This window comes from Ochrobactrum vermis (assembly GCF_002975205.1).
GTDB classification, from domain to species: Bacteria; Pseudomonadota; Alphaproteobacteria; order Rhizobiales; family Rhizobiaceae; genus Brucella; species Brucella vermis.
The window spans coordinates 1,857,011-1,876,966 of the sequence record NZ_PCOC01000001.1; the positions used below are offsets into that span (position 1 = coordinate 1,857,011).

Genomic DNA, 19,956 nt, shown 5'->3' on the forward strand with positions numbered 1-19,956 from the left:
CACCTGAAATATGCTCCACGACAGACAAGGTGGAACAATCATAAATTGTGTTGATTGGAGAACTCGCGCGCCATCGTCGCTCAAAATTGAACGTCACGCTTGCAAATCGGAAAAGGCCGCGCCGGTGCAAAAGCATTTATCTGGAAAATTATTTCACGACAAGACGAATATTACCGGGTTTGGACAAAAAGAGCGGGTGCTTGTCCTGCATAAAGAAAAAGGCGGTCGAAACCGCCTTTTCTAAAATATTGCAGGCACTTTAAACATCGCCGCTGAACGTGTCGCAGGATTCCAGCTTGCCACTATCGAAGCCGCGCTGGAACCACTTGGCGCGCTGTGCGGAGGTGCCGTGATTGAAGCTTTCAGGCACGACATAACCCTGGCTGCGCTTTTGCAGCGTATCGTCACCGATCTGATGTGCTGCATTGAGCGCCTCTTCAAGGTCGCCTGTCTCAAGAATACCCTTCTGTTCCGTGTAATAGCCCCACACACCGGCGAAGCAATCAGCCTGAAGCTCAACACGAACCGACATCTGGTTGGCCTGCGCTTCACTCATCTGCTGACGCATCTGGTTGAACTTGGGCAGAATGCCAAGCAGGTTCTGGACATGGTGGCCCACTTCATGCGCCAGAACATAGGCCTGCGCAAAATCGCCGGAAGCGCCGAAACGGTTTGCCAGTTCCTTATAGAAGCTCAGATCGATGTAGAGCTTGCGATCACCGGGGCAATAAAACGGTCCGGATGCTGCAGAAGCAAAGCCGCATGCCGAACGAACCTGTCCGGAAAAGAGCACCATTGTCGGCGGCGTGTAAGTTTGCCCGCGTGACTGGAAAATGCCGTTCCAGACGTCTTCCGTCTCGGCCAGCACCGTGCGGGCGAACTGCGTCGTCTCGTCATTGGCAACATTGCCGCCCTCGGCAACTGTTCTTCCAGATTGTCCGGCCTGCTGCGTCACGCTCGGCCCCATGCTGCCATCACCGAAGAGGATCGGCAGCGGATCGATACCGACTGCACGCAATACGAAGAACATCACCACCAGAATGAGAATGCCTGAAATTCCACCACCGCGCACAATGCGGAAGCCGGGACCGCCAAGGCCACCACCGCGACCGAAGCCGCCGCCTACGCCCCCACCCTGCTCTCCGCGCACATCTTCCACATTGTCGCTTTGTCTACGGCCTTGCCAGCGCATTGACCATCTCCCCTTCACCGTGCCGTCGACGACCAAACGACATCAAACCATACATGCAATTGTCGCATAAAGAGTTGGCACGGCAACATAAAAAGTAAATGGCAGCGTCAATCACAAACGAAGACGCTTTCGCAATAGTTTGGACACAAGAAAGCGTTTTCTGCTTCGATAGATAAAAACTGCCGCAACAGGCACCGGTAGAAGGCATGCCACAAGAACTGGCGACTTCCAGCCATAGGGAAACGCGACCTCATTCATGATGCGCCCCGGCATGAACGCGAAGGCCCCTGCCCCGAGAATACCACCCAGATAAACGCTTCTGATGATTCTACGATGAGGCTCGATCTGCGCCGCTCGGGCTGCAGCGACAGCGCGCACGCATCCCGACAGCACCAGTATCGAAAGAATGTGTATCGGACTGAAACCGCCGACGAGGTTGATCTCGTGAATGAAGAAACTGGATATTGCAGTTGCAATCATCAGGACCATCCATAGTCGCCCAAGCACCTTGTGCAGCGCGGTGCCTTTACGGCGCATGAAAATGACAAGTCCGATAATCGCAGCAGGCAGAACAGTCGCCACATGAATTTGAATGGCAAGCGGTGCATGAAAAAGCGGTTCGAAGTTCATCGCAGGGTTCCTGTTGAATTTCCTGTCGCTTTCAACAAGACTGCACTCGTCTCAATCGAAACGGCGTCAAATGCAGGAAAACTACGTGACCGGCGGCTTGTTGCAATTCGCGCTTCGCGAACTGGCGACCATTATTCGGGCGCCGCGTCTGTGGGGCACCTTCATTGTTATAGTTCTGATCTTCACCATTACGGGCCCATTCGGAACGGACCAGTCCATGCCGGTGGCGGTTCGCTTCTTTTACTGGCTCTCCGTGCAGTTTGCCGGATGGTCCACGGCAATCGTGTTTTCCGTTCTGGCTGATGCCTTTCTGGAACCTGTTGCCACACACGCCTTTGCCCGCATGATGATCGGGGCGGTCGTTGCTGCTCTGCCGATCGGACTGTGGATTGCGTGCATCGACTGGGGTTTTTCAGGCAGAACGCCGACGACGGCAGCTATTCTCGGCAATGCCGTAATCTCGCTGCCGCTCAGCGCCCTGTTCTGCATTCTCGCCTACATGACGCTGCGCCGTGATCTGGAAGCCGTGCCGAGAAATCTTTCCGATGCGCCGCCGCCATTGCTGGCTCGGCTGAAACCGGAGAATCGGGGCGCGATCCTGCGCCTCTCCGCCGAGGATCATTACACGCGGGTCGTCACCAGCCGGGGACAGGAGCTTATTCTTCTCCGCTTTTCCGATGCCGTGAAGGAAGTCGGCAAGACAAGCGGGCTTCAGATCCATCGTTCGCACTGGATTGCTGACCGGCATGTCGCAGAATTGCGCAAAACCAATGGCGGTCTCAGCCTGCTGGCGAACGACGGTACCTTGCTGCCGATCAGCCGCGCAAGCCAGAAATCTACGCGAGAACGCTTTGGTTCGGTTATAACATCCATCGAGAAAGCGCGGGGCAGGCAAGAATTTTCGTGAATGCCCCCACTTTCTTTGAAATAAAGCAATTTGTGGGGTTCCGCTTTCGGAATCGATTGCCTATAAGGCCCGCTTAGCCCACAGAATTCATACGCTGCCAACCCGCCGGTAAACCGTGCGGGTTTTTCTGGCAGGCTAAGCAGCATGTCTCTCGAAAGTGGGAACCGGTTTCGAGACAAAGACATGCATGAAACAAGAGCATGATCCCGAAAAATGGGAACCGGTTTTCGGACAAGATCATGCGCCCGAAGAAGATAGGATGAGCGCCCATGCCGAAACGTACAGATATCAAATCGATCCTGATTATCGGCGCGGGCCCCATTGTCATCGGCCAGGCTTGCGAATTCGACTATTCCGGCACGCAAGCCTGTAAGGCGTTGAAAGAGGAAGGCTACCGCATCATCCTCGTCAACTCCAACCCGGCCACGATCATGACCGATCCCGATCTGGCGGATGCGACCTATATCGAGCCGATCACGCCGGAAGTCGTCGCCAAGATCATCGCCAAGGAACGCCCGGACGCACTTCTGCCGACCATGGGCGGCCAGACCGCGCTGAACACCGCATTGTCGCTGCGCCGCATGGGCGTGCTGGAGCGCTACAATGTCGAGATGATCGGCGCCCATGCCGAAGCCATCGACAAGGCTGAAGATCGCGCGCTTTTCCGTGAAGCCATGGAAAAGATCGGTCTCGATACGCCGGAATCGAGACTGGCCAACGCCACCGAAATCAAGGACGAGGACCGCAAGCGTCACGAAGCCAAGCGCGCTGAAGTGAAGTCGCAATATGCTGGCGATGATCTCGACAAGGCACTCGACAAGCTTGAAACCGAATGGCAGCTCGGCGAAGTCGAACGCAAGCAGCGTTACATGACGCACGCCCTTGCCAAGGCGGCGCAGGCGCTCGACGTGGTTGGCCTCCCGGCCATCATCCGCCCCAGCTTCACACTCGGCGGCACAGGCGGTGGCATTGCCTATAACCGTCAGGAATTCTTCGAAATCATCGAGCGCGGCCTGGACGCATCGCCGACGACCGAAGTTCTGATCGAAGAGTCGGTTCTAGGCTGGAAAGAATATGAAATGGAAGTCGTCCGCGACAAGGCGGACAACTGCATCATCATCTGCTCCATCGAAAATCTCGATCCGATGGGCGTGCACACCGGCGATTCGATCACTGTCGCGCCTGCGCTGACGCTGACCGACAAAGAATACCAGATCATGCGTAACGCCTCGATTGCGGTGCTGCGCGAGATCGGCGTTGAAACCGGCGGCTCCAACGTGCAGTTCGCGATCAACCCGGCCAATGGCCGCATGATCGTCATCGAAATGAACCCGCGCGTCTCGCGTTCTTCGGCGCTCGCTTCCAAAGCAACCGGTTTCCCGATTGCCAAGGTCGCGGCCAAGCTTGCCGTCGGCTACACGCTGGATGAACTCGACAACGACATCACCGGCGGCGCAACGCCAGCCTCGTTCGAACCGTCGATCGACTATGTCGTCACCAAGATCCCGCGTTTTGCATTTGAAAAATTCCCCGGCTCCTCGCCGATCCTGACCACCGCCATGAAGTCGGTCGGTGAAGTGATGGCCATCGGCCGCACCTTCCAGGAAAGCTTGCAGAAGGCGCTGCGTGGCCTCGAAACCGGCCTTACGGGTCTTGACGAAATCGCTATCCCGAACATTGAGGAAGGCGACGAGAAGAACGCGATCCGTGCAGCCATCGGCACGCCGACGCCGGACCGCCTGCGCATGGTCGCACAGGCAATGCGCATTGGCCTGACTACCGAGCAGGTGCACGACGCATCCAAGATCGACCCATGGTTCCTCGAGCAGATCGAAGCCATCGTGAAGACCGAAGAGCGCGTCCGCGAACACGGCCTGCCTCAGGATGCTGAAAACCTGCGTATGCTGAAAGCCATGGGTTTCTCAGACGCGCGCCTAGCAGGCCTCACCGGCAAGGACGCCGAAGACGTGGCCAAGCTGCGTGGCGAACTTGATGTGCATCCGGTTTACAAGCGCATCGATACCTGTGCTGCGGAATTTGCTTCGCCGACCGCTTATATGTACTCGACTTATGAAACGCCCTTCGTCGGCCAGCCGCGTTCGGAAGCTGAAGTGTCCGACCGCAAGAAAGTCGTCATTCTCGGCGGTGGTCCGAACCGTATCGGTCAGGGCATCGAGTTCGACTATTGCTGCTGCCATGCAGCTTTCGCGCTCAATGATGCCGACTACGAAGCCATCATGATCAACTGCAACCCGGAAACGGTTTCGACCGACTACGATACCTCGGATCGTCTCTATTTCGAGCCGCTGACGGCGGAAGACGTTCTGGAAATCCTGCGCGTCGAAAAGGAAAAGGGCACGCTGCACGGCGTTATCGTGCAGTTTGGCGGCCAGACTCCGCTCAAGCTCGCCAATGCGCTTGAAAAGGCCGGCATCCCGATCCTCGGCACCTCGCCGGACGCTATCGACCTTGCCGAAGATCGCGACCGTTTCCAGAAGCTGCTGATCAAGCTTGATCTCAACCAGCCGAAGAACGGCATTGCCTATTCGGTTGAACAGGCCCGCCTCATTGCGGCTGACCTCGGCTTCCCGCTGGTTGTTCGCCCGTCTTATGTTCTGGGTGGCCGCGCCATGCAGATCATTACCGACGAGCGTTCGCTGCAGAACTATCTGCTCGACACGGTGCCGGAGCTGGTGCCGGAAGATATCAAGGCGAAGTATCCAAACGACAAGACCGGCCAGATCAACACGCTGCTCGGCAAGAACCCGCTTCTCTTCGACACCTATCTGACACAGGCTATCGAAGTGGACGTGGACTGCCTCTGCGACGGCAAGGACAGCTATGTTTCCGGCATCATGGAACACATCGAAGAAGCTGGCATCCACTCGGGTGACTCGGCTTGCTCGCTGCCTGTCCATACGCTTTCGCCTGAAATCGTTGCCGAACTGGAACGTCAGACCGCAGCACTTGCCAAAGCGCTCAATGTCGGCGGTTTGATGAACGTGCAGTTTGCCATCAAGGACGACGAAATCTTTATCCTTGAAGTCAATCCACGCGCATCGCGTACGGTTCCATTCGTCGCCAAGACCATCGGCACGCCGATTGCCAAGGTTGCAGCGCGCATCATGGCCGGTGAAAGCCTGGAAGACGCTCTCAACGCCTATGGCGGCAAACCGGCAAGCTCCAAGCGTCCGCACATCGCGGTCAAGGAAGCTGTGTTCCCGTTTGCGCGCTTCCCCGGCGTCGACACGCTGCTCGGACCGGAAATGCGGTCCACCGGCGAAGTCATGGGCCTCGACTACGACTATGCTCTGGCCTTCGCCAAGGCGCAGCTCGGTGCAGGCGTTGAACTGCCGCGTGAAGGCACGGTGTTCGTGTCGGTGCGTGACGAAGACAAGGAGCGCGTGCTGGGTGCAGTCCGCAAGCTTGCAAGCATCGGCTTCAAGGTGATGGCAACCGGCGGAACGCAGAAGTTCCTCGAAGCCAACGGCGTCGAATCGACCAAGGTCAACAAGGTCATCGAAGGCCGTCCGCATGTGGAAGATGCGATCCGCAATCGCCAGATCCATCTCGTCTTCAACACGACCGACAGCGCCAGCGCGGTTTCCGACTCCAAGTCGATCCGTCGTGCAACGCTGATGCAAAAGCTGCCTTACTACACGACCATGGCCGGAGCGGAATCTGCCGCTGAAGCCATCGCAGCGCTCAAGGCCGGATCGCTGGAAGTGCGTCCGCTGCAGGATTACTTCCGCTAGAGCATTTCCAGCAAAAGTGCGAAGCGGTTTTGCGTAGGATAATGCGTAAAAACAAACAGATAGAGCATTTCCAACGTTTAAATCAAAACAGGAAATGCTCTGATCGTACAGACCTAAAAGTAGAAAAAGCCGCCGGTCATTCCGGCGGCTTTTTTCATGCCGGTCTCAGGCCAATTTCAAGCCGTTTTCAGGGCTGGCAGTTCCAGAGGCTTTCCTGACGGATCGTCTTCCAGGCTAATCTGCTGCGTGAAAAGCCCATCGTGCAGATGCGGCTTGCCGAGATGGATGACGGCAGCGTCTTTCAGTTCATTGTTCAGCATGTCTCGAATCCGGTCATAGGCTTCGGCATCAAGACCATCGAGCGCACCATCGATGACGATCCACTCGGGCTTTTGCAAGATCAGGCGGGCGAAGGCGATGCTTTGGCGCTCATCGTCCGTCAGCACTCGATCCCAGCGCGCAACGCGGTCGAGGCTCGTGGAAAGTCGTTCAAGCCCGGCGCGTCGCAAAACGTTTTCCAGATCCTCCTCGGAAAACTTCGTGATATCGAGCGGATAGACAATCACGCCCCTGAGGTTACCCGGCGGAAAATACGGCGCTCGCGGCATGAAGGCGACACCATCGCCAACCGGCATGCCGATCCGCCCCTCGCCCCATGGCCAAAGTCCGCCCAATGCGCGGAACAGCAGCGTTCTTTGCGTTTCGGTCCCACCCGTCACAAGAACCCGTTCACCAGGTTTTACTGAAAAGGCCTTGCGGGAGAGCTTCAGGCACTGATCGGGAGCGGCAATGGAAACACCGTCCAGCGTCAGCCTGTCATTGTCGTTCGTCGTAAGGTCAATCTGTCGGTCCAGATGGCCGAGCTCGTCCATGCGCAGCACCGCCTGACGGAAACTGGCCACACGCAGCAGCGTGGCCCGCCAGTCTGCAATCGCCCCGAAATTGTCGACGAACCAGCGCAGTGCGTTATGCACCTGCGTAAATGCGCCGACAGCCATCATCAGCCCGCCAAATGTCAGCCCTCCGCCGAAATAGACCGGAGCCGCTACAAGGATTGGCGCAACGATGGTCAGCCAGCCATAACCGGCCGTCACCCAGGTCAATCGCGTGGTCGCATAGACGATCTTGCGGATCGCCGCCAGAACGGCATCAATATCCAGATCGAGGCGACGCCTTTCGTCGCCTTCGCCGCGCGACAGGGTTATGGCGTCCACATGTTCGTTGACCCGCATCAGCGATGCGCGGAAATCCGCTTCTCGCGCATAGCGATTGGCGTTGATATTGACCAGACTGCGCCCGACGATCCAGGTCAGCCATGAGGCGGACGCCGCATAAATGATCACCGCCCAGACCATGTAGCCGGGGATCGAAAAGCTATAGCCTGCGACATGAAACACGAAACCGCTCGACAGCGACCACAGAACGCCGACGAAACTCACCAGAATGACAGTGGACTGGAGGAGATTGATCCCAAGGTCGCACGACATTTCCGCAAAGTGACGCGCATCTTCGTGCAGACGCTGATCGGGATTGATGCCGATTTCGCCCGCATTGGCGAGACGGAATGCCCTGCCCGGCACCAGCCATTGCCCCACCAGGTCGCGTGCCAGCCCCTCGCGCATCTTCAGCTTGAACATCTGGTTGAGCCAGGTCTGCGACACATTGAGCACAAGCAAACTGCCCGCAATCCCGAAGAAGACCATCAGTTGATGGAAGAAAGCCTGCAAATCCCGGCGGGAGAGTGCGTCGTAGAAAGGTTCATTCCAGCGATTGATGGCGACCTGTCCGATGGCGATCAGCACGATGAGAATGAAAATTCCGGTCCCCAGCGCTACCAGCGTGTTGCGCACCGGCGAAACCATAAAGGCCCCGACCATCATCGACACTTGAGAGAAAAGATCGGTTCCGTCGCGTGATGGCGTGCCACCGATCAGCTTTGCCGAACTTTTACGCAGGCGCTCCCTGACGCTGCGTTTGGGCTTTTTGCGGGGGCGCTCTTTTTTAGGAGCACTCTGCTTCGTCTTGTCCTGGTCTGGTTCAGACGTCATGTCCTGCCTCGCTGCCCATCCGCCCGCTCAATTTTGCAGATATGTTTGCAACATGCTCATTAGAGCATTTCCAGCAAAAGTGGGAACCGGTTTTGCGTTCGGGAATGCATCACAAAAAATAGATAGAGCGGTTCCAGCGATTCAGTCTTAACTGGAACTGCTCTATCTACGTCACGCGGAAGTCAAAGATAGGCGATCACCACGCTTTTCGCGCAAACCATCGGTGATGGCCCACAACAATATGCGGTTTTTACAGCAAATCATTCGTTGCAATTATGGCCTGAACTCGAACCCTACTGGAAGCCCAGCATGACTGTTACAATCCAGCCCATCGACAAAGTGCTCATTTATGCAACCTGGAACGGCCGCCTTCTGGTCTTTGAAGAACCGGATTTTCCTGAAACCCCGCTTCAGGTGCCGCGCGGCACGGTCGATCCGGGAGAAGATATTCTCGCCGCCGCCTATCGTGAGTTCGCCGAGGAAACCGGGCTCCTTTATGACGATGGAATGCTCCATCTCGAAACCACCGATTATGAGTACCCGGACGGTGAAGGCGCCGAGCTTCACCGCAGAAACTGTTTCCATCTGCGATTGAACGCTGCGACGCCTGAAACCTGGGATAATTATGAAATGTCGCCATGCGACGGAAGCGCTCCGATTCTGTTCCGGCTGTTCTGGCTCGACCGATTGGGCGCAAAAAGACCGGCTCGGACTCGGAATGGCGCGGAGCCTGGATAAAATCAGTTTCTAGCTAGCATTCTAGCTGTCTTGTATTGGTCGAATTTGTCGCATATAGTTAGCACATCGATTTTTCGGTCAAGTGACTTTGCGACCCGTGCGGCCCGCCGTGCTTCCTGACGATCTCCTGTCCATAAATTCGATTCACAGGGACGTATGTGAAGCATACGGACTACTCTACTACTAATGTTACAAAGGAATTTCCCATGGCTACGGGAACAGTTAAGTGGTTCAACACGACCAAGGGCTTCGGCTTCATCCAGCCTGATCAGGGCGGCACGGACGTATTCGTCCACATTTCCGCTGTTCAGCGCGCTGGTCTGGCCACGCTCGATGAAGGTCAGAAGGTCACGTACGAAATCGTACAGGACCGTCGTTCGGGCCGTTCGTCTGCCGACAACCTCGTCGCAGCATAATTTTTGCCGTAAGGCAAAGAAAAGGCGGGTCCTCGGGCCCGCCTTTTTTGTTTGTCCGCTTTCTGCTCAGACCTTTGCCATCGCGCTCGCGCCCAGAATAAGGGCCGCGATCAGTGCTGCGACAGTGCGGACATGATTCCACATGGTCCAGTCGCGCACATAAGCCAGCCAGACCTCCGCCGATGCGGTGGCATTAGCATCCATCGCCGCAAGCTGGTCGTTCAGCGGCACATTCAAAACCATCGTGACGCCGATGGTTCCAACAAGATAGACGGCAGCGCCGATCATCGCCCATTTCGACAGGCTTCCATAGCCCATCAGGCCCAGAACGATAATCACCAGACACAACAGCGCCGTTCCGAAAAAAGCGGCAAAAAACGTACCGTTGATGACAGTGATATTGATCGACTGCATCGCCGTTATACCTGCATTGGCCGGGATGCGTGCCAGCGCGGCCATCACAAAGCTTGAGAACGCATAGAAGATGCCGCCTGTAATGGCGCTACCCCATGCCGTCAGCAGCACAAGCAGTTGAAAACTCATTGTCATGATCGTCCCTCCCATGTGCCCTCATCGGCAGCTTTGCGGGCAAAATCTGCAAACCGGCGCGGCTTTCGTCCGAGAGCTTCCTCCACGCCATGTGCCACATTGGCATTGCGGCCATCGAAAAGCTCGGTGAAAAGATAGCGCAAAAGCGTGATTACATCTTCTGGCAATGCCTGCTCGTGCAGCGCCGCCTCATATTGAGCGAACGAAACCGGGTGAAATGATAATTCCCGGCCTGTCGCCTTGGCAATCTGGCTTACCGCCTCGTTGAAACTGAACAGTTCCGGGCCAGTCAGTTCATAGAGCCGATTGCGATGTTCTGCTCCGGTAAGCGAGGCGACGGCCACGTCGGCAATATCATCAGCATCGATGAAGGGTTCTTTCGTTTGTCCGACCGGCAAGGTCAACGAGCCCGAAAGCAACTCATCCCGCATGTAATTCTCGCTGAAATTCTGCATGAACCAGCTGGCGCGCAGCACAGTCCAGTCCAGCCCGGACGCTTGCAGAACCTGTTCTGCAGCTTCCGCCTCCTCCTCGCCGCGCCCGGAGAGAAGCACGATATGCTTCACATCTGCCTTCTTCGCCGCCGAAAGAAATGCGCGGATGACATCCACAGCGCCGGGCAAAGCCAGATCCGGCTGATATGTGACATAGGCGCTCGTGATGCCTTCAAGCGCTTCAGCCCAGGTGGACTGGTTGTTCCAGTCAAAGGGAACTTCGGTGCTGCGCGATACCGCACGAACGGGCAATCCCTTCTCCAGCAACTTCTCCGTGACCCGCCTGCCGGTTTTGCCGGTAGCACCAATCACCAGATAACGGCCATTCCGATCCATATTCATTCTCCATCTCCAAAATATGAGTAACCCTCATATTTGCAATATGTGAGCAATCCTCATATTCTGTCAAGAGCGAAAAATGTGAGTCGGTCATGAAGCAGAAGTCCGCCAGGGAAACAGAAACAATCAGCGCGCCAATCCTGCGCCGCACGCCCAGCCAGAGCCGTGCACAGGAGAAGATCCGCCGCATAGCCGAATGCGCAACAGTGCTGATCGCCGCCAAAGGCAGCGATAGCCTCAAGATGAGCGAGATTGCACAGCAAGCCGGCATTTCGATCGGCGCGCTTTATCAGTATTTTCCCGACAAAAGCGCCCTGATCCGCTATTTGTTTGAAAGCTGTAACGCGCAATCACGCCAGTGCATCGAGGAAGGGCTTGCAGCGGCCAATTCGGCTGATGAGCTGATTGTCGCGTTCAATGCATTGATCGATGAGTATCTGGCATTGATGCGGCTGGAACCGGCAATGCGTGACATATGGTCGGCCACCCAAACCGACAAATCACTGTCGAAGCTGGAGATTGCCGAAAGCAGGCAGAACGGCCAATTGCTGGCCGACACGATCCGTCGAATCGCGCCCGACAAAGAGCCGGCACAACTGGACGAATCCGCTTTCCTGCTGATGCATTTTGGCGAATCCGCCATGCGCATCGCCGTCGAGGTTTCGGAGGACGAATGCAATGCGCTGATAACAGCCTACAAAGTCATGGCCACGCGCAGCCTGCGCGACCTGATGGCCGGATAGAGCGGATGATCGCCCGTCCGATCAGTTTCGTTGCGTGAATATGTCAGCATTGCTGATCGATCTGTTCGTTTCGGCAACACATTTTTGCGAAATCCGGCAATTGCCGATGAAATGACAATCCTTCTGTTGCGCTTCCCGCGCCGATGGGACATAGAAAACGCGCAAAACCGGACCGTGCCCGGTGCCGGTTAATAGAGCCTGCCATTTATGGAGATCTAATCATGGCATTTCTCGCCGACGCCCTTTCTCGTGTAAAGCCATCTGCAACCATCGCGGTCAGCCAGAAAGCACGTGAACTGAAAGCCAAGGGCAAGGACGTGATTGGTCTCGGTGCGGGTGAGCCCGACTTCGACACACCCACGAATATCAAGCAGGCCGCTATCGACGCGATCAATCGCGGCGAAACGAAGTATACGCCCGTTGCCGGTATTCCTGAACTGCGTCAGGCCATCGTCGCCAAGTTCAAGCGCGAAAACGGCCTCGACTATAAGCCGGAACAGGTCATCGTCGGCACCGGCGGCAAGCAGATTCTCTTCAACGCCTTCATGGCGACGCTGAACCCCGGCGATGAAGTCATCGTTCCTGCCCCTTATTGGGTCAGCTACCCTGAAATGGTAGCGATCAACGGCGGTAACCCGGTTTTCATCAACACGAAGATCGAAGACAATTTCAAGCTGACCGCCGCCGATCTGGAAAAGGCCATCACGCCGAAGACCAAGTGGCTGATCTTCAACTCGCCGTCGAACCCGACCGGCTCGGCTTACACGGAAGCAGAACTCAAGTCCCTGACTGAAGTTCTCGTCCGTCATCCGCATGTCTGGATCCTGACCGACGACATGTATGAGCATCTGGTCTATGGCGATTTCGTCTTCACGACCCCTGCGCAGGTCGAGCCTTCGCTTTACGACCGCACGCTCACCATGAACGGCGTGTCGAAGGCCTATGCGATGACCGGCTGGCGTATCGGCTACGCAGCAGGACCGCTGCAGCTCATCAAGGCCATGGATATGGTTCAGGGGCAGCAGACCTCCGGCGCCTGCTCCATTGCACAGTGGGCCGCAGTCGAAGCGCTCAACGGCACCCAGGATTTCATTCCGGAAAACAAGAAGATCTTCCAGGCCCGTCGCGATCTGGTCGTGTCGATGCTCAATCAGGCCAAAGGCATCAAGTGCCCGACGCCGGAAGGCGCCTTCTATGTCTATCCGTCCTGCGCAGACCTGATCGGCAAGAAGACGGAAGCTGGCAAGGTCATCGAGACCGATGAAGACTTCGTCACAGAATTGCTGGAAGCCGAAGGCGTGGCCGTCGTTCACGGTTCGGCATTCGGTCTTGGACCGAACTTCCGCATTTCCTATGCAACGTCGGATACGCTGCTCGAAGAAGCTTGCACCCGCATCCAGCGCTTCTGCGCAAGCCTGCGCTAAAGCATTTCCAGCAAAAGTGCGAAGCGGTTTTGCGCAGGATAATGCGTAAAAGCAAATGATCTGAACATAGAATGATCGAGGGGCCGAAAGGCCCCTTTTTCGTGCCTGCAATTCAAGTGAAAAGTGCGACTTGGCGAAAAGCCAAAAAAAAAAGCCAGACAAATGTCTGGCTTTGAGTTTTGAAGGTGCCTTTGAGGCAAACCTCCAGAGGGGAACACTCAGCCTGCGCAAATGGGAGGAGGAAACGCAGCGCTGAGATGACCTTTATATGCCTCGTGCCCATTGTTTTTGCAATGCGACTTTATCGCAATGCAGCTATGCGTTTTACGCATGACTAGATTTGACCAAATAAACATTTAATAACAATCGGTTACACAGGAACGAATTACTTCGTAACATTATAATGTGCAGATTAGCCGCCTAAAGCATGAGCATCGGCAAAAAAGCGATGCCTCCAAAATTGGCAAATCACCTTCTCTGAGTCGCCCAAAGCAGATGTCACGCAACTGTCACTGCAGTGCAGCGGGCCTGTCACACAACGAGCCTAAAAGCCCCGGCAAGACGCCGCGCATGACGCGCCTGGCGGATGAGCCGCGCTCGAAAAGCCGCTGCGACAATTGACAGACCCGAGAAGGAGCGTACCCGTGCGGATCGTTCAGATTACAGACACCCATCTCAGCCCCATCAAGCCGCACTTCAATCGCAACTGGGAACCGCTCGTCGCCTGGATCGATCAGCAAAAGCCCGATCTCATCATCCACACCGGTGACCTGACAGTCGATGGCGCCGATGTGGAAGCCGACCTTCTGTTTTGCCGCGCCTGCCTGAACGATCTTCCAGCGCGCGTTCTCAGTCTTCCGGGCAATCACGATATCGGCCATCTTCCCGAAAGCCACCAGCCGGTCAATGCGCAGCGCCTGATGCGCTGGCGCCGTCATGTCGGCCCGGACCGCTGGGCGGAAAATTTCGGCGACTGGTGCATCATCGGGCTCAACAGCCTGATCATCGGATCGGGTGAAGCCGAAGAAGAAGAGCAGTTTCACTGGCTCGAAGACGAACTGAAAAACAGCGACGGCAAGCCCGTCGCCGTCTTCGCGCACAAGCCGCTCTTCGTGGACGATCCGGATGAAGGCGACAGCGGTTACTGGGGCATCCGCCCTGCTCCCCGTCAGCGCCTTTATGATCTCTTCGCACAGTATAACGTGCAGCTTCATGCCAGCGGTCACCTGCACCGTGCCTGGTCAGGCGATGCGTTCGGCACGAACTATGTCTGGGCGCCTGCCGCCGCCTTCATCGTTGGGCCGATGGAACGCGACCTGCCCGGCGAACGCGTCCTCGGCGCTGCCATTCACGATCTCGATGAAGTTGCCACAAGCAGCATCGTCCGCATCGATGAACTGACGCCCTATGTCATCGATGACGTGGTGCATGAAGTCTATCCCCATCACACCGGCGACGGTGAGAAAGTGACCGAGGAGGCAAGCCAGTGAGCACGCTTGCCATTCGCGATATCGGCAAATCCTACGGGGAAAACCGCATTCTCGATGGCATTTCCATCGAAGCTGCGGAAGGCGAATTCATCGCGCTTGTCGGCCCGTCGGGCTGCGGCAAGAGCACATTGCTACGTATTCTCGCCGGTCTCGACCATACGGATGAAGGAAGCGTCGAACTTGCCGGGCGCAACATAACCGGCGCTCACCCCGCCGACCGGAACATCGCCATGGTGTTCCAGTCCTACGCGCTCTATCCCCACCTGACGACGGCGCAGAATATCGCGGTGCCGCTTGCCATGCGCGATCTGACCGCTGCGGAACGCCTGCCCATGATCGGTGCTTTCATTCCCGGCCAGCGTGGTAAGCGCGCCGCCATTCAAAAGCAGGTCAGGGCAACGGCCACCAGCCTCAAAATCGACCATCTGCTCGAACGCAAGCCGGGCCAAATGTCCGGTGGCCAGCGCCAGCGCGTGGCGCTTGCCCGCGCACTCGTCCGCCAGCCCGGCGCATTCCTGATGGATGAACCGCTGTCAAACCTCGATGCCAATCTGCGCGTTCACACCCGTACGGAAATTGTCGAACTGCATCGCCGCGCCGGTGTCCCCACCATCTACGTGACCCATGATCAGGCCGAAGCGCTTAGCATGGCCGACCGCGTTGCGGTGATGATGGGCGGCAAACTGCTCCAGATCGACACGCCAACCGCGATCTATAACGATCCACGCCATATCGAGGTCGCGCAATTCATCGGCACGCCGCGCATCAATATTCTGGAAGCGCTGGTCAGCGATAACGGAATGGTGCATTTCGCCGGTCGCGCCATCCTGCAGGACGTCGCCGCCCATTCCGGCACCAAAATCCGCATTGGCATTCGTCCTGAGCATTTTCAGTTCAAGCCGCACGACAAGACAGGCGTTGCGGGTACGGTTTCGCGGATCGAATTCCTCGGCTCGGAAGTTCTGGTCTATCTCAAGGCTCCCGGCGCTTCGCACGATCTCACTGTGAAGCTTTCCCCCGAAGAAGCCCGTGACATCGTCGTCGGCCTGCCCGTGGGCCTGCATTTCGATGCAAGCAACGCCCATCTCTTCGCAGAAGACGGTCTGCGCCTGCGCCAGCCCGCCGGGAACATCGTCAAGATTGCATCCCCGGCAAAGGCTGCCGCTCATGTCTGATCTTGCTTTACCCGGCCGCGCAGCCACCAGCGCGCGCACGGCGGCAGAGGAAGCCCGCCGTCGCGAAGAACGCCTTGCCTGGAAACTCGCGGCTCCGGCCATCATTCTGACCGTGCTGCTGATCCTCCTTCCAACGGCCGCCGTCATATTCTGGAGCCTGACCAATTTCGAGCTCGGTTATGACGGTTTCGAATTCATCGGACTGGAAAACTATGCCGAACTGTTCAGCGACCGGACGTTTCTGATCTCGCTGAAGAACACCGCCATCTACACCGCGATCGTAGCGCCCGCTTCCGTCTTTCTCGGTCTTGGCGTCGCGCTCCTCATCGAAGGCGAAGTGCGCGGTAAATCCTTCTTTCGCACAGTCTATTTCCTGCCGGTGGCATCGCTGCTCGTTGCCATGGCAACCGTCTGGCAATATCTGCTGCATCCGACACTCGGTCCCGTCAACGCCATGCTGAGCATGATTGGCATTGCCGGTCCTAACTGGCTCGGCTCCAGCGAGACGGTGCTGTTCAGCCTCGCACTGATCGGCATCTGGCAGAGCGTCGGCTTCAACATGGTGCTGTTTCTGGCCGGTCTGACGGCCATTCCGCGAGAACTCTATTCCGCAGCCGAAGTTGACGGCGTGAAAAACAGCTGGGAGCGCTTCCGGCTGGTCACGTGGCCCTTGCTCGGCCCCACCACGCTTTTTGTCACGACGATCAGCATCATCAATGCCGTGAAGGTATTCGAGACGGTCAAGACGCTGACCGAGGGCGGCCCGAACAAGGCTTCGGAAGTCCTGCTCTGGACCATCTATCAGGAAGGCTTCGTCTATCTGCGCGTCGGCTATGCCTCGGCAATGACGGTGATCTTTCTCGCGGTTCTCGTGATCCTGATGATGTTGCAGTTCCGCGTGCTGGACCGCCGCACCCATTATTGAGGGGGACCTCCCATGTCACTCGCCCGTTCGCTTCGCCTCGGCATTCTTTCACTGGGTGCCCTGCTTTTCCTCGCGCCCTACATCTTCATGCTGTCTACGGCAGCAAAATCGCAGCAGGATATTTTCTCGTCGTCGCTGTCGCTGATCCCGCAACACTGGGCGCTCTGGGATAATCTTGTCAAAGCATTCAGCCGCGTGCCGATGGGGCTTCTGCTGTTCAATGGCGTGGTTGTCTGCGCACTGGTTCTGGTCATTCAGGTCGTGGTCGCCATTCCCTGCGCCTATGCCATGGCAAAGCTGAACTTTCGCGGCCAGCGCACCATGATGATGATGGTCATGCTCGGCCTGCTCGTGCCGATCCATGCCACAGCGCTGCCCTTCTATGTCGGCTTCAACCAGCTCGGCGTGCTCAACAGTTATTTTGCTCTCAGCGCTCCGTTCTTCATCTCGGTCTTCGGCATCTTCCTGTTTCTGCAATTCTTCCGCGCCATGCCGGACGACCTGATCAGCGCCGCGCGTCTCGATGGCATGTCGGAAGCAGGCATCGTCATGCGGGTGATCGTGCCCAATGCATGGCCTGCCATCACCGCCTTCTCGATCTTCTCGGTTGTTGCGCACTGGAACGATCTGTTCTGGCCGCTGATCGTCGTCAACGGCATGGAACGCGCCACGCCACCGCTGGGCCTTCTCTATTTCCGCGCGGCTGAAGCAGGCGATGATTACGGGGCGCTGATGGCTGCAACCCTCATCATCACCCTGCCGCTGCTGCTGGCATTTCTGGCTGCCCAGCGCCGCTTCATCGAAGGCATCACCCTCACCGGCCTCAAGGGCTGAATTCTTCCCTCCATCCTCCACAGGAGTTCAAACATGAATCGCCTTGCAAGCAATCTTGGTACGCTCGCCGCTCTGGCTGTTGCGTCAAGCCTTGCCTCACCGGCTTTCGCCGACACCACCCTCAATGTGCACTATCCGATGCCGGGTTTCTTCAAGGATGTCATGGCTGACATCTCAGCCAAGTTCATGGAGGAAAATCCGGGCATCAAGATCAACTTCGTCAGCCCATCGGCAACCTACGAAGAAGGCATCCAGACGATCATGCGTCAGGCCGGAACGTCGGAAATGCCGGACATTACCTTCACGGGTTTGAACCGCCTGCGTGTTCTGACGGAGCGCAATATCGGCGTCGACTTGAAGCCGCTGGTCGAAAAAGAAGCCGACATGGAAGCACAGGGCTTCACCGATCACCTGCTAAGCCTGGCGCGTGTCGGCGACCGTCAGGTCGGCCTTGCTTTCGCGACCTCCAACCCGATCATGTACTACAATGCCGATCTTCTGAAGGCGGCAGGCGGCAATCCCGACACTCCACCCACCACCTGGGATGAAGTGATTGAACTGGGCGGCAAGATCAAGGCGCTCGGCAACGGCAATGAGGGCATCGACTTCCGCTGGCAGGGTGATGACTGGATGTTCTCCGCGCTGCTGTTCGGCGCGGGCGGCACCATGCTGACCGACGACGAGAAGAAGGTTGCCTTCGACGGGCCGGAAGGGCTCGAAGCCTTCAAGCTTGTCGACCGCATGGTGAAGGAAGGCGGCATGCCGGTTCTGACCAAGGCTGCGGGCGAACAGGCTTTTGCGGCTGGCAAGGTCGGCTTCTCGTTCCAGACGACTGGCGCGCTGCGCAACACGATCAAGAATGTCGGCGACAAATTCGATCTTCGCACGGGGAAAATCCCGCTGGTCAACGCAGAAAAGGGTCGCCTGCCAACCGGCGGCAACGCGGTTGTCATCCTGACTGAAGACCAGTCCAAGCTTGATGCTGCATGGAAATTCGCCAAATTCGCTGCCGGACCATACGGCGCTTCCGTGGTTGTTCCCGGCACCGGTTACGTGCCCAACAACGAACTGGCTGCAAAGTCGGACGAATATCTCGGCAAGTTCTACGAGGAAAACCCACTCTTCAAGGCTGGCCTCAGCCAGATGTCGCTGATGATCCCCTGGTACGCCTTCCCCGGTTCGAATGGCGTGAAGGTGACGCAGACCATCGTGGATAATCTTTCGCGCGTCGTCGAACAGTCCGCCACGCCGGAAGACGCCCTTGCCGATGCCTCGAAGGAAGTCCAGCGCCTCTTGCCGCGCAAGTAATCATCCATCGTTAAAAACAAAAAAGGCCGCGCTGGCAATCAGCGCGGCCTTTTGCATTCATGTGGATGCGATCAATAGGTCCAGTTGCGGGCCTTCGAGAACAGGAAGTCGCGGAACGCATGCAGTTTCGCGGAGTTCTTCAAAGCTTCCGGATAACAGAAGAACGTATCGAAGGACGGTATTTCTTCCAGTTCCGGCAGAAGCTGCACCAGACCGGATTCCTTGTCCGCCATATAATCGGGCAGAACGGCAATGCCGACACCACGCTGAACAGCGCGACGAATCGACAGCAGATTGTTCACCTGCAACGCCGGAATGCGTGTGCTGCCATCGGCACGTCCGGCAATCTCCAGCCAGTTCAGGCCAGTGAGATAGCTTGGCGCCGGTTCGCCGAAGGTGACGACGCGATGCTGGTCGATCTCTTCGATCGAATTCAGCTTGCCATATTTCGAAACATATCCAGCCGATGCATAGACATGCATATGCACCGTGAACAGACGGCGCTGGATCAGGTCCGGCTGCTGCGGCTGCCTCAGCCGGATGGCACAATCCGCATGACGCATCGTCAGATCCAGTTCCTCGTTGTCGAGGATAAGCTGGAGCTGGATATCGGGATAAAGCTCTACGAATTCCTGAATACGCTCGATCAGCCAGCCGGAACCCAGACCAACGGTCGTCGTCACGCGGAGACGGCCTGTCGGCTTTTCCTTGCTTTCGGCAAGCTTCGAACGAACGTTCTCGAGCTTCATCAGCACGTCATGCGCCGTGCGATAAAGCGTTTCGCCCTGCTCGGTCAGGATCAGACCACGCGCGTGACGATGAAACAGCGGAACGCCGACATCCTGCTCCAGCGCGCTCACCTGCCGTGAGATAGCCGATTGCGACAGATGCAATGTCTGGGCCGCGTGGGTGAATGACCCAGCCTCAGCCGCAGCATGAAATATGCGCAGTTTATCCCAGTCGAGCGGAGCGACCACGATTATCCCCTC

The 19,956-nt window shown here is 57.1% G+C and carries 17 protein-coding genes and 2 pseudogenes; 13 read left to right on the forward strand and 6 right to left on the reverse strand.

Annotated elements, in window-relative coordinates; translation table 11 throughout:
• Positions 1-10 precede the first annotated feature (10 nt).
• Complete coding sequence (locus CQZ93_RS26355) at positions 11-244, forward strand: hypothetical protein (protein ID WP_146114437.1); 234 nt, start codon at positions 11-13, stop codon at positions 242-244.
• Between the two features lie 15 nt (positions 245-259).
• Here CQZ93_RS26355 and ypfJ read toward each other — a convergent pair whose 3' ends face one another.
• Together ypfJ and CQZ93_RS09210 are read right to left on the reverse strand one after the other, a co-directional pair.
• Positions 260-1,192, reverse strand: coding sequence for a KPN_02809 family neutral zinc metallopeptidase (gene ypfJ / locus CQZ93_RS09205; RefSeq protein ID WP_105542298.1), 933 nt, complete (start codon positions 1,190-1,192; stop codon positions 260-262).
• Positions 1,193-1,303: 111 nt separating this feature from the next.
• Complete coding sequence (locus CQZ93_RS09210; RefSeq protein WP_105542299.1) at positions 1,304-1,822, reverse strand: DUF2306 domain-containing protein; 519 nt, start codon at positions 1,820-1,822, stop codon at positions 1,304-1,306.
• Between the two features lie 70 nt (positions 1,823-1,892).
• Between CQZ93_RS09210 and CQZ93_RS09215 the strand changes: the two genes are divergently transcribed.
• Both CQZ93_RS09215 and carB read left to right on the forward strand, forming a co-directional pair.
• Positions 1,893-2,729, forward strand: coding sequence for a LytTR family DNA-binding domain-containing protein (locus CQZ93_RS09215; RefSeq protein ID WP_105542300.1), 837 nt, complete (start codon positions 1,893-1,895; stop codon positions 2,727-2,729).
• Positions 2,730-2,998: 269 nt separating this feature from the next.
• A complete protein-coding gene (gene carB / locus CQZ93_RS09220; RefSeq protein ID WP_105542301.1) occupies positions 2,999-6,484 on the forward strand; it encodes a carbamoyl-phosphate synthase large subunit in 3,486 nt (1,161 codons plus the stop codon).
• 176 nt (positions 6,485-6,660) lie between these two features.
• Here the strand turns inward: carB and CQZ93_RS09225 are convergent, their stop codons facing one another.
• Positions 6,661-8,532, reverse strand: a complete 1,872-nt coding sequence (locus tag CQZ93_RS09225; RefSeq protein ID WP_105542302.1) for an ABC transporter ATP-binding protein/permease — start codon at positions 8,530-8,532, stop codon at positions 6,661-6,663.
• Between the two features lie 309 nt (positions 8,533-8,841).
• On the opposite strand from CQZ93_RS09225, the pseudogene CQZ93_RS09230 reads away from it, so the two are divergent.
• Together CQZ93_RS09230 and CQZ93_RS09235 are read left to right on the forward strand one after the other, a co-directional pair.
• A pseudogene (locus CQZ93_RS09230) lies at positions 8,842-9,283 on the forward strand (NUDIX hydrolase).
• A gap of 193 nt (positions 9,284-9,476) precedes the next feature.
• The gene (locus tag CQZ93_RS09235) at positions 9,477-9,686 is read left to right on the forward strand and encodes a cold-shock protein (protein WP_007875924.1); all 210 of its coding nucleotides are present in this window, start codon (positions 9,477-9,479) and stop codon (positions 9,684-9,686) included.
• A 66-nt stretch (positions 9,687-9,752) separates the two neighbouring features.
• On the opposite strand, the gene CQZ93_RS09240 is transcribed toward CQZ93_RS09235, so the two are convergent.
• The gene (locus CQZ93_RS09240; RefSeq protein WP_105542303.1) at positions 9,753-10,235 is read right to left on the reverse strand and encodes an anthrone oxygenase family protein; all 483 of its coding nucleotides are present in this window, start codon (positions 10,233-10,235) and stop codon (positions 9,753-9,755) included.
• Positions 10,232-11,071: an NAD(P)H-binding protein gene (locus CQZ93_RS09245; protein WP_105542304.1), complete on the reverse strand. Its 840-nt coding sequence runs from the start codon at positions 11,069-11,071 to the stop codon at positions 10,232-10,234. Before CQZ93_RS09245 ends, CQZ93_RS09240 begins: the two co-directional genes overlap by 4 nt.
• Before the next feature lie 89 nt (positions 11,072-11,160).
• On the opposite strand from CQZ93_RS09245, the gene CQZ93_RS09250 reads away from it, so the two are divergent.
• From CQZ93_RS09250 to CQZ93_RS09285, 8 genes and pseudogenes are all read left to right on the forward strand, one after another.
• Positions 11,161-11,811 (forward strand): TetR/AcrR family transcriptional regulator, encoded by a 651-nt coding sequence (locus CQZ93_RS09250; protein ID WP_105542305.1) that lies wholly within the window; start codon positions 11,161-11,163, stop codon positions 11,809-11,811.
• Between the two features lie 221 nt (positions 11,812-12,032).
• Positions 12,033-13,235, forward strand: coding sequence for a pyridoxal phosphate-dependent aminotransferase (locus tag CQZ93_RS09255; RefSeq protein WP_105542306.1), 1,203 nt, complete (start codon positions 12,033-12,035; stop codon positions 13,233-13,235).
• Positions 13,236-13,306: 71 nt separating this feature from the next.
• Positions 13,307-13,496 (forward strand): annotated as a pseudogene (locus tag CQZ93_RS09260) (hypothetical protein).
• A 383-nt stretch (positions 13,497-13,879) separates the two neighbouring features.
• On the forward strand, positions 13,880-14,725 hold the full coding sequence (locus CQZ93_RS09265; RefSeq protein ID WP_105542307.1) for a metallophosphoesterase family protein: 846 nt from the start codon (positions 13,880-13,882) through the stop codon (positions 14,723-14,725).
• A complete protein-coding gene (locus CQZ93_RS09270; protein WP_105542308.1) occupies positions 14,722-15,900 on the forward strand; it encodes an ABC transporter ATP-binding protein in 1,179 nt (392 codons plus the stop codon). Before CQZ93_RS09265 ends, CQZ93_RS09270 begins: the two co-directional genes overlap by 4 nt.
• The gene (locus CQZ93_RS09275; protein WP_105542309.1) at positions 15,893-16,825 is read left to right on the forward strand and encodes a carbohydrate ABC transporter permease; all 933 of its coding nucleotides are present in this window, start codon (positions 15,893-15,895) and stop codon (positions 16,823-16,825) included. The genes CQZ93_RS09270 and CQZ93_RS09275 overlap by 8 nt, the downstream gene beginning before the upstream one ends.
• 12 nt (positions 16,826-16,837) lie before the next feature.
• On the forward strand, positions 16,838-17,659 hold the full coding sequence (locus tag CQZ93_RS09280; RefSeq protein ID WP_105542310.1) for a carbohydrate ABC transporter permease: 822 nt from the start codon (positions 16,838-16,840) through the stop codon (positions 17,657-17,659).
• A gap of 33 nt (positions 17,660-17,692) precedes the next feature.
• A complete protein-coding gene (locus tag CQZ93_RS09285; RefSeq protein WP_105542311.1) occupies positions 17,693-18,967 on the forward strand; it encodes an ABC transporter substrate-binding protein in 1,275 nt (424 codons plus the stop codon).
• A gap of 71 nt (positions 18,968-19,038) precedes the next feature.
• Here the strand turns inward: CQZ93_RS09285 and CQZ93_RS09290 are convergent, their stop codons facing one another.
• Positions 19,039-19,944, reverse strand: a complete 906-nt coding sequence (locus CQZ93_RS09290) for a LysR family transcriptional regulator (protein WP_105542312.1) — start codon at positions 19,942-19,944, stop codon at positions 19,039-19,041.
• Positions 19,945-19,956: the final 12 nt, after the last annotated feature.

Coding starts and splice junctions, on each gene's coding strand:
- CQZ93_RS26355 (WP_146114437.1), top strand. CDS start 11: ATGCTCCACGACAGACAAGGTGGAACAATCATAAATTGTGTTGATTGG.
- ypfJ (WP_105542298.1), bottom strand. CDS start 1,192: ATGCGCTGGCAAGGCCGTAGACAAAGCGACAATGTGGAAGATGTGCGC.
- CQZ93_RS09210 (WP_105542299.1), bottom strand. CDS start 1,822: ATGAACTTCGAACCGCTTTTTCATGCACCGCTTGCCATTCAAATTCAT.
- CQZ93_RS09215 (WP_105542300.1), top strand. CDS start 1,893: ATGCAGGAAAACTACGTGACCGGCGGCTTGTTGCAATTCGCGCTTCGC.
- carB (WP_105542301.1), top strand. CDS start 2,999: ATGCCGAAACGTACAGATATCAAATCGATCCTGATTATCGGCGCGGGC.
- CQZ93_RS09225 (WP_105542302.1), bottom strand. CDS start 8,532: ATGACGTCTGAACCAGACCAGGACAAGACGAAGCAGAGTGCTCCTAAA.
- CQZ93_RS09235 (WP_007875924.1), top strand. CDS start 9,477: ATGGCTACGGGAACAGTTAAGTGGTTCAACACGACCAAGGGCTTCGGC.
- CQZ93_RS09240 (WP_105542303.1), bottom strand. CDS start 10,235: ATGACAATGAGTTTTCAACTGCTTGTGCTGCTGACGGCATGGGGTAGC.
- CQZ93_RS09245 (WP_105542304.1), bottom strand. CDS start 11,071: ATGAATATGGATCGGAATGGCCGTTATCTGGTGATTGGTGCTACCGGC.
- CQZ93_RS09250 (WP_105542305.1), top strand. CDS start 11,161: ATGAAGCAGAAGTCCGCCAGGGAAACAGAAACAATCAGCGCGCCAATC.
- CQZ93_RS09255 (WP_105542306.1), top strand. CDS start 12,033: ATGGCATTTCTCGCCGACGCCCTTTCTCGTGTAAAGCCATCTGCAACC.
- CQZ93_RS09275 (WP_105542309.1), top strand. CDS start 15,893: ATGTCTGATCTTGCTTTACCCGGCCGCGCAGCCACCAGCGCGCGCACG.
- CQZ93_RS09280 (WP_105542310.1), top strand. CDS start 16,838: ATGTCACTCGCCCGTTCGCTTCGCCTCGGCATTCTTTCACTGGGTGCC.
- CQZ93_RS09285 (WP_105542311.1), top strand. CDS start 17,693: ATGAATCGCCTTGCAAGCAATCTTGGTACGCTCGCCGCTCTGGCTGTT.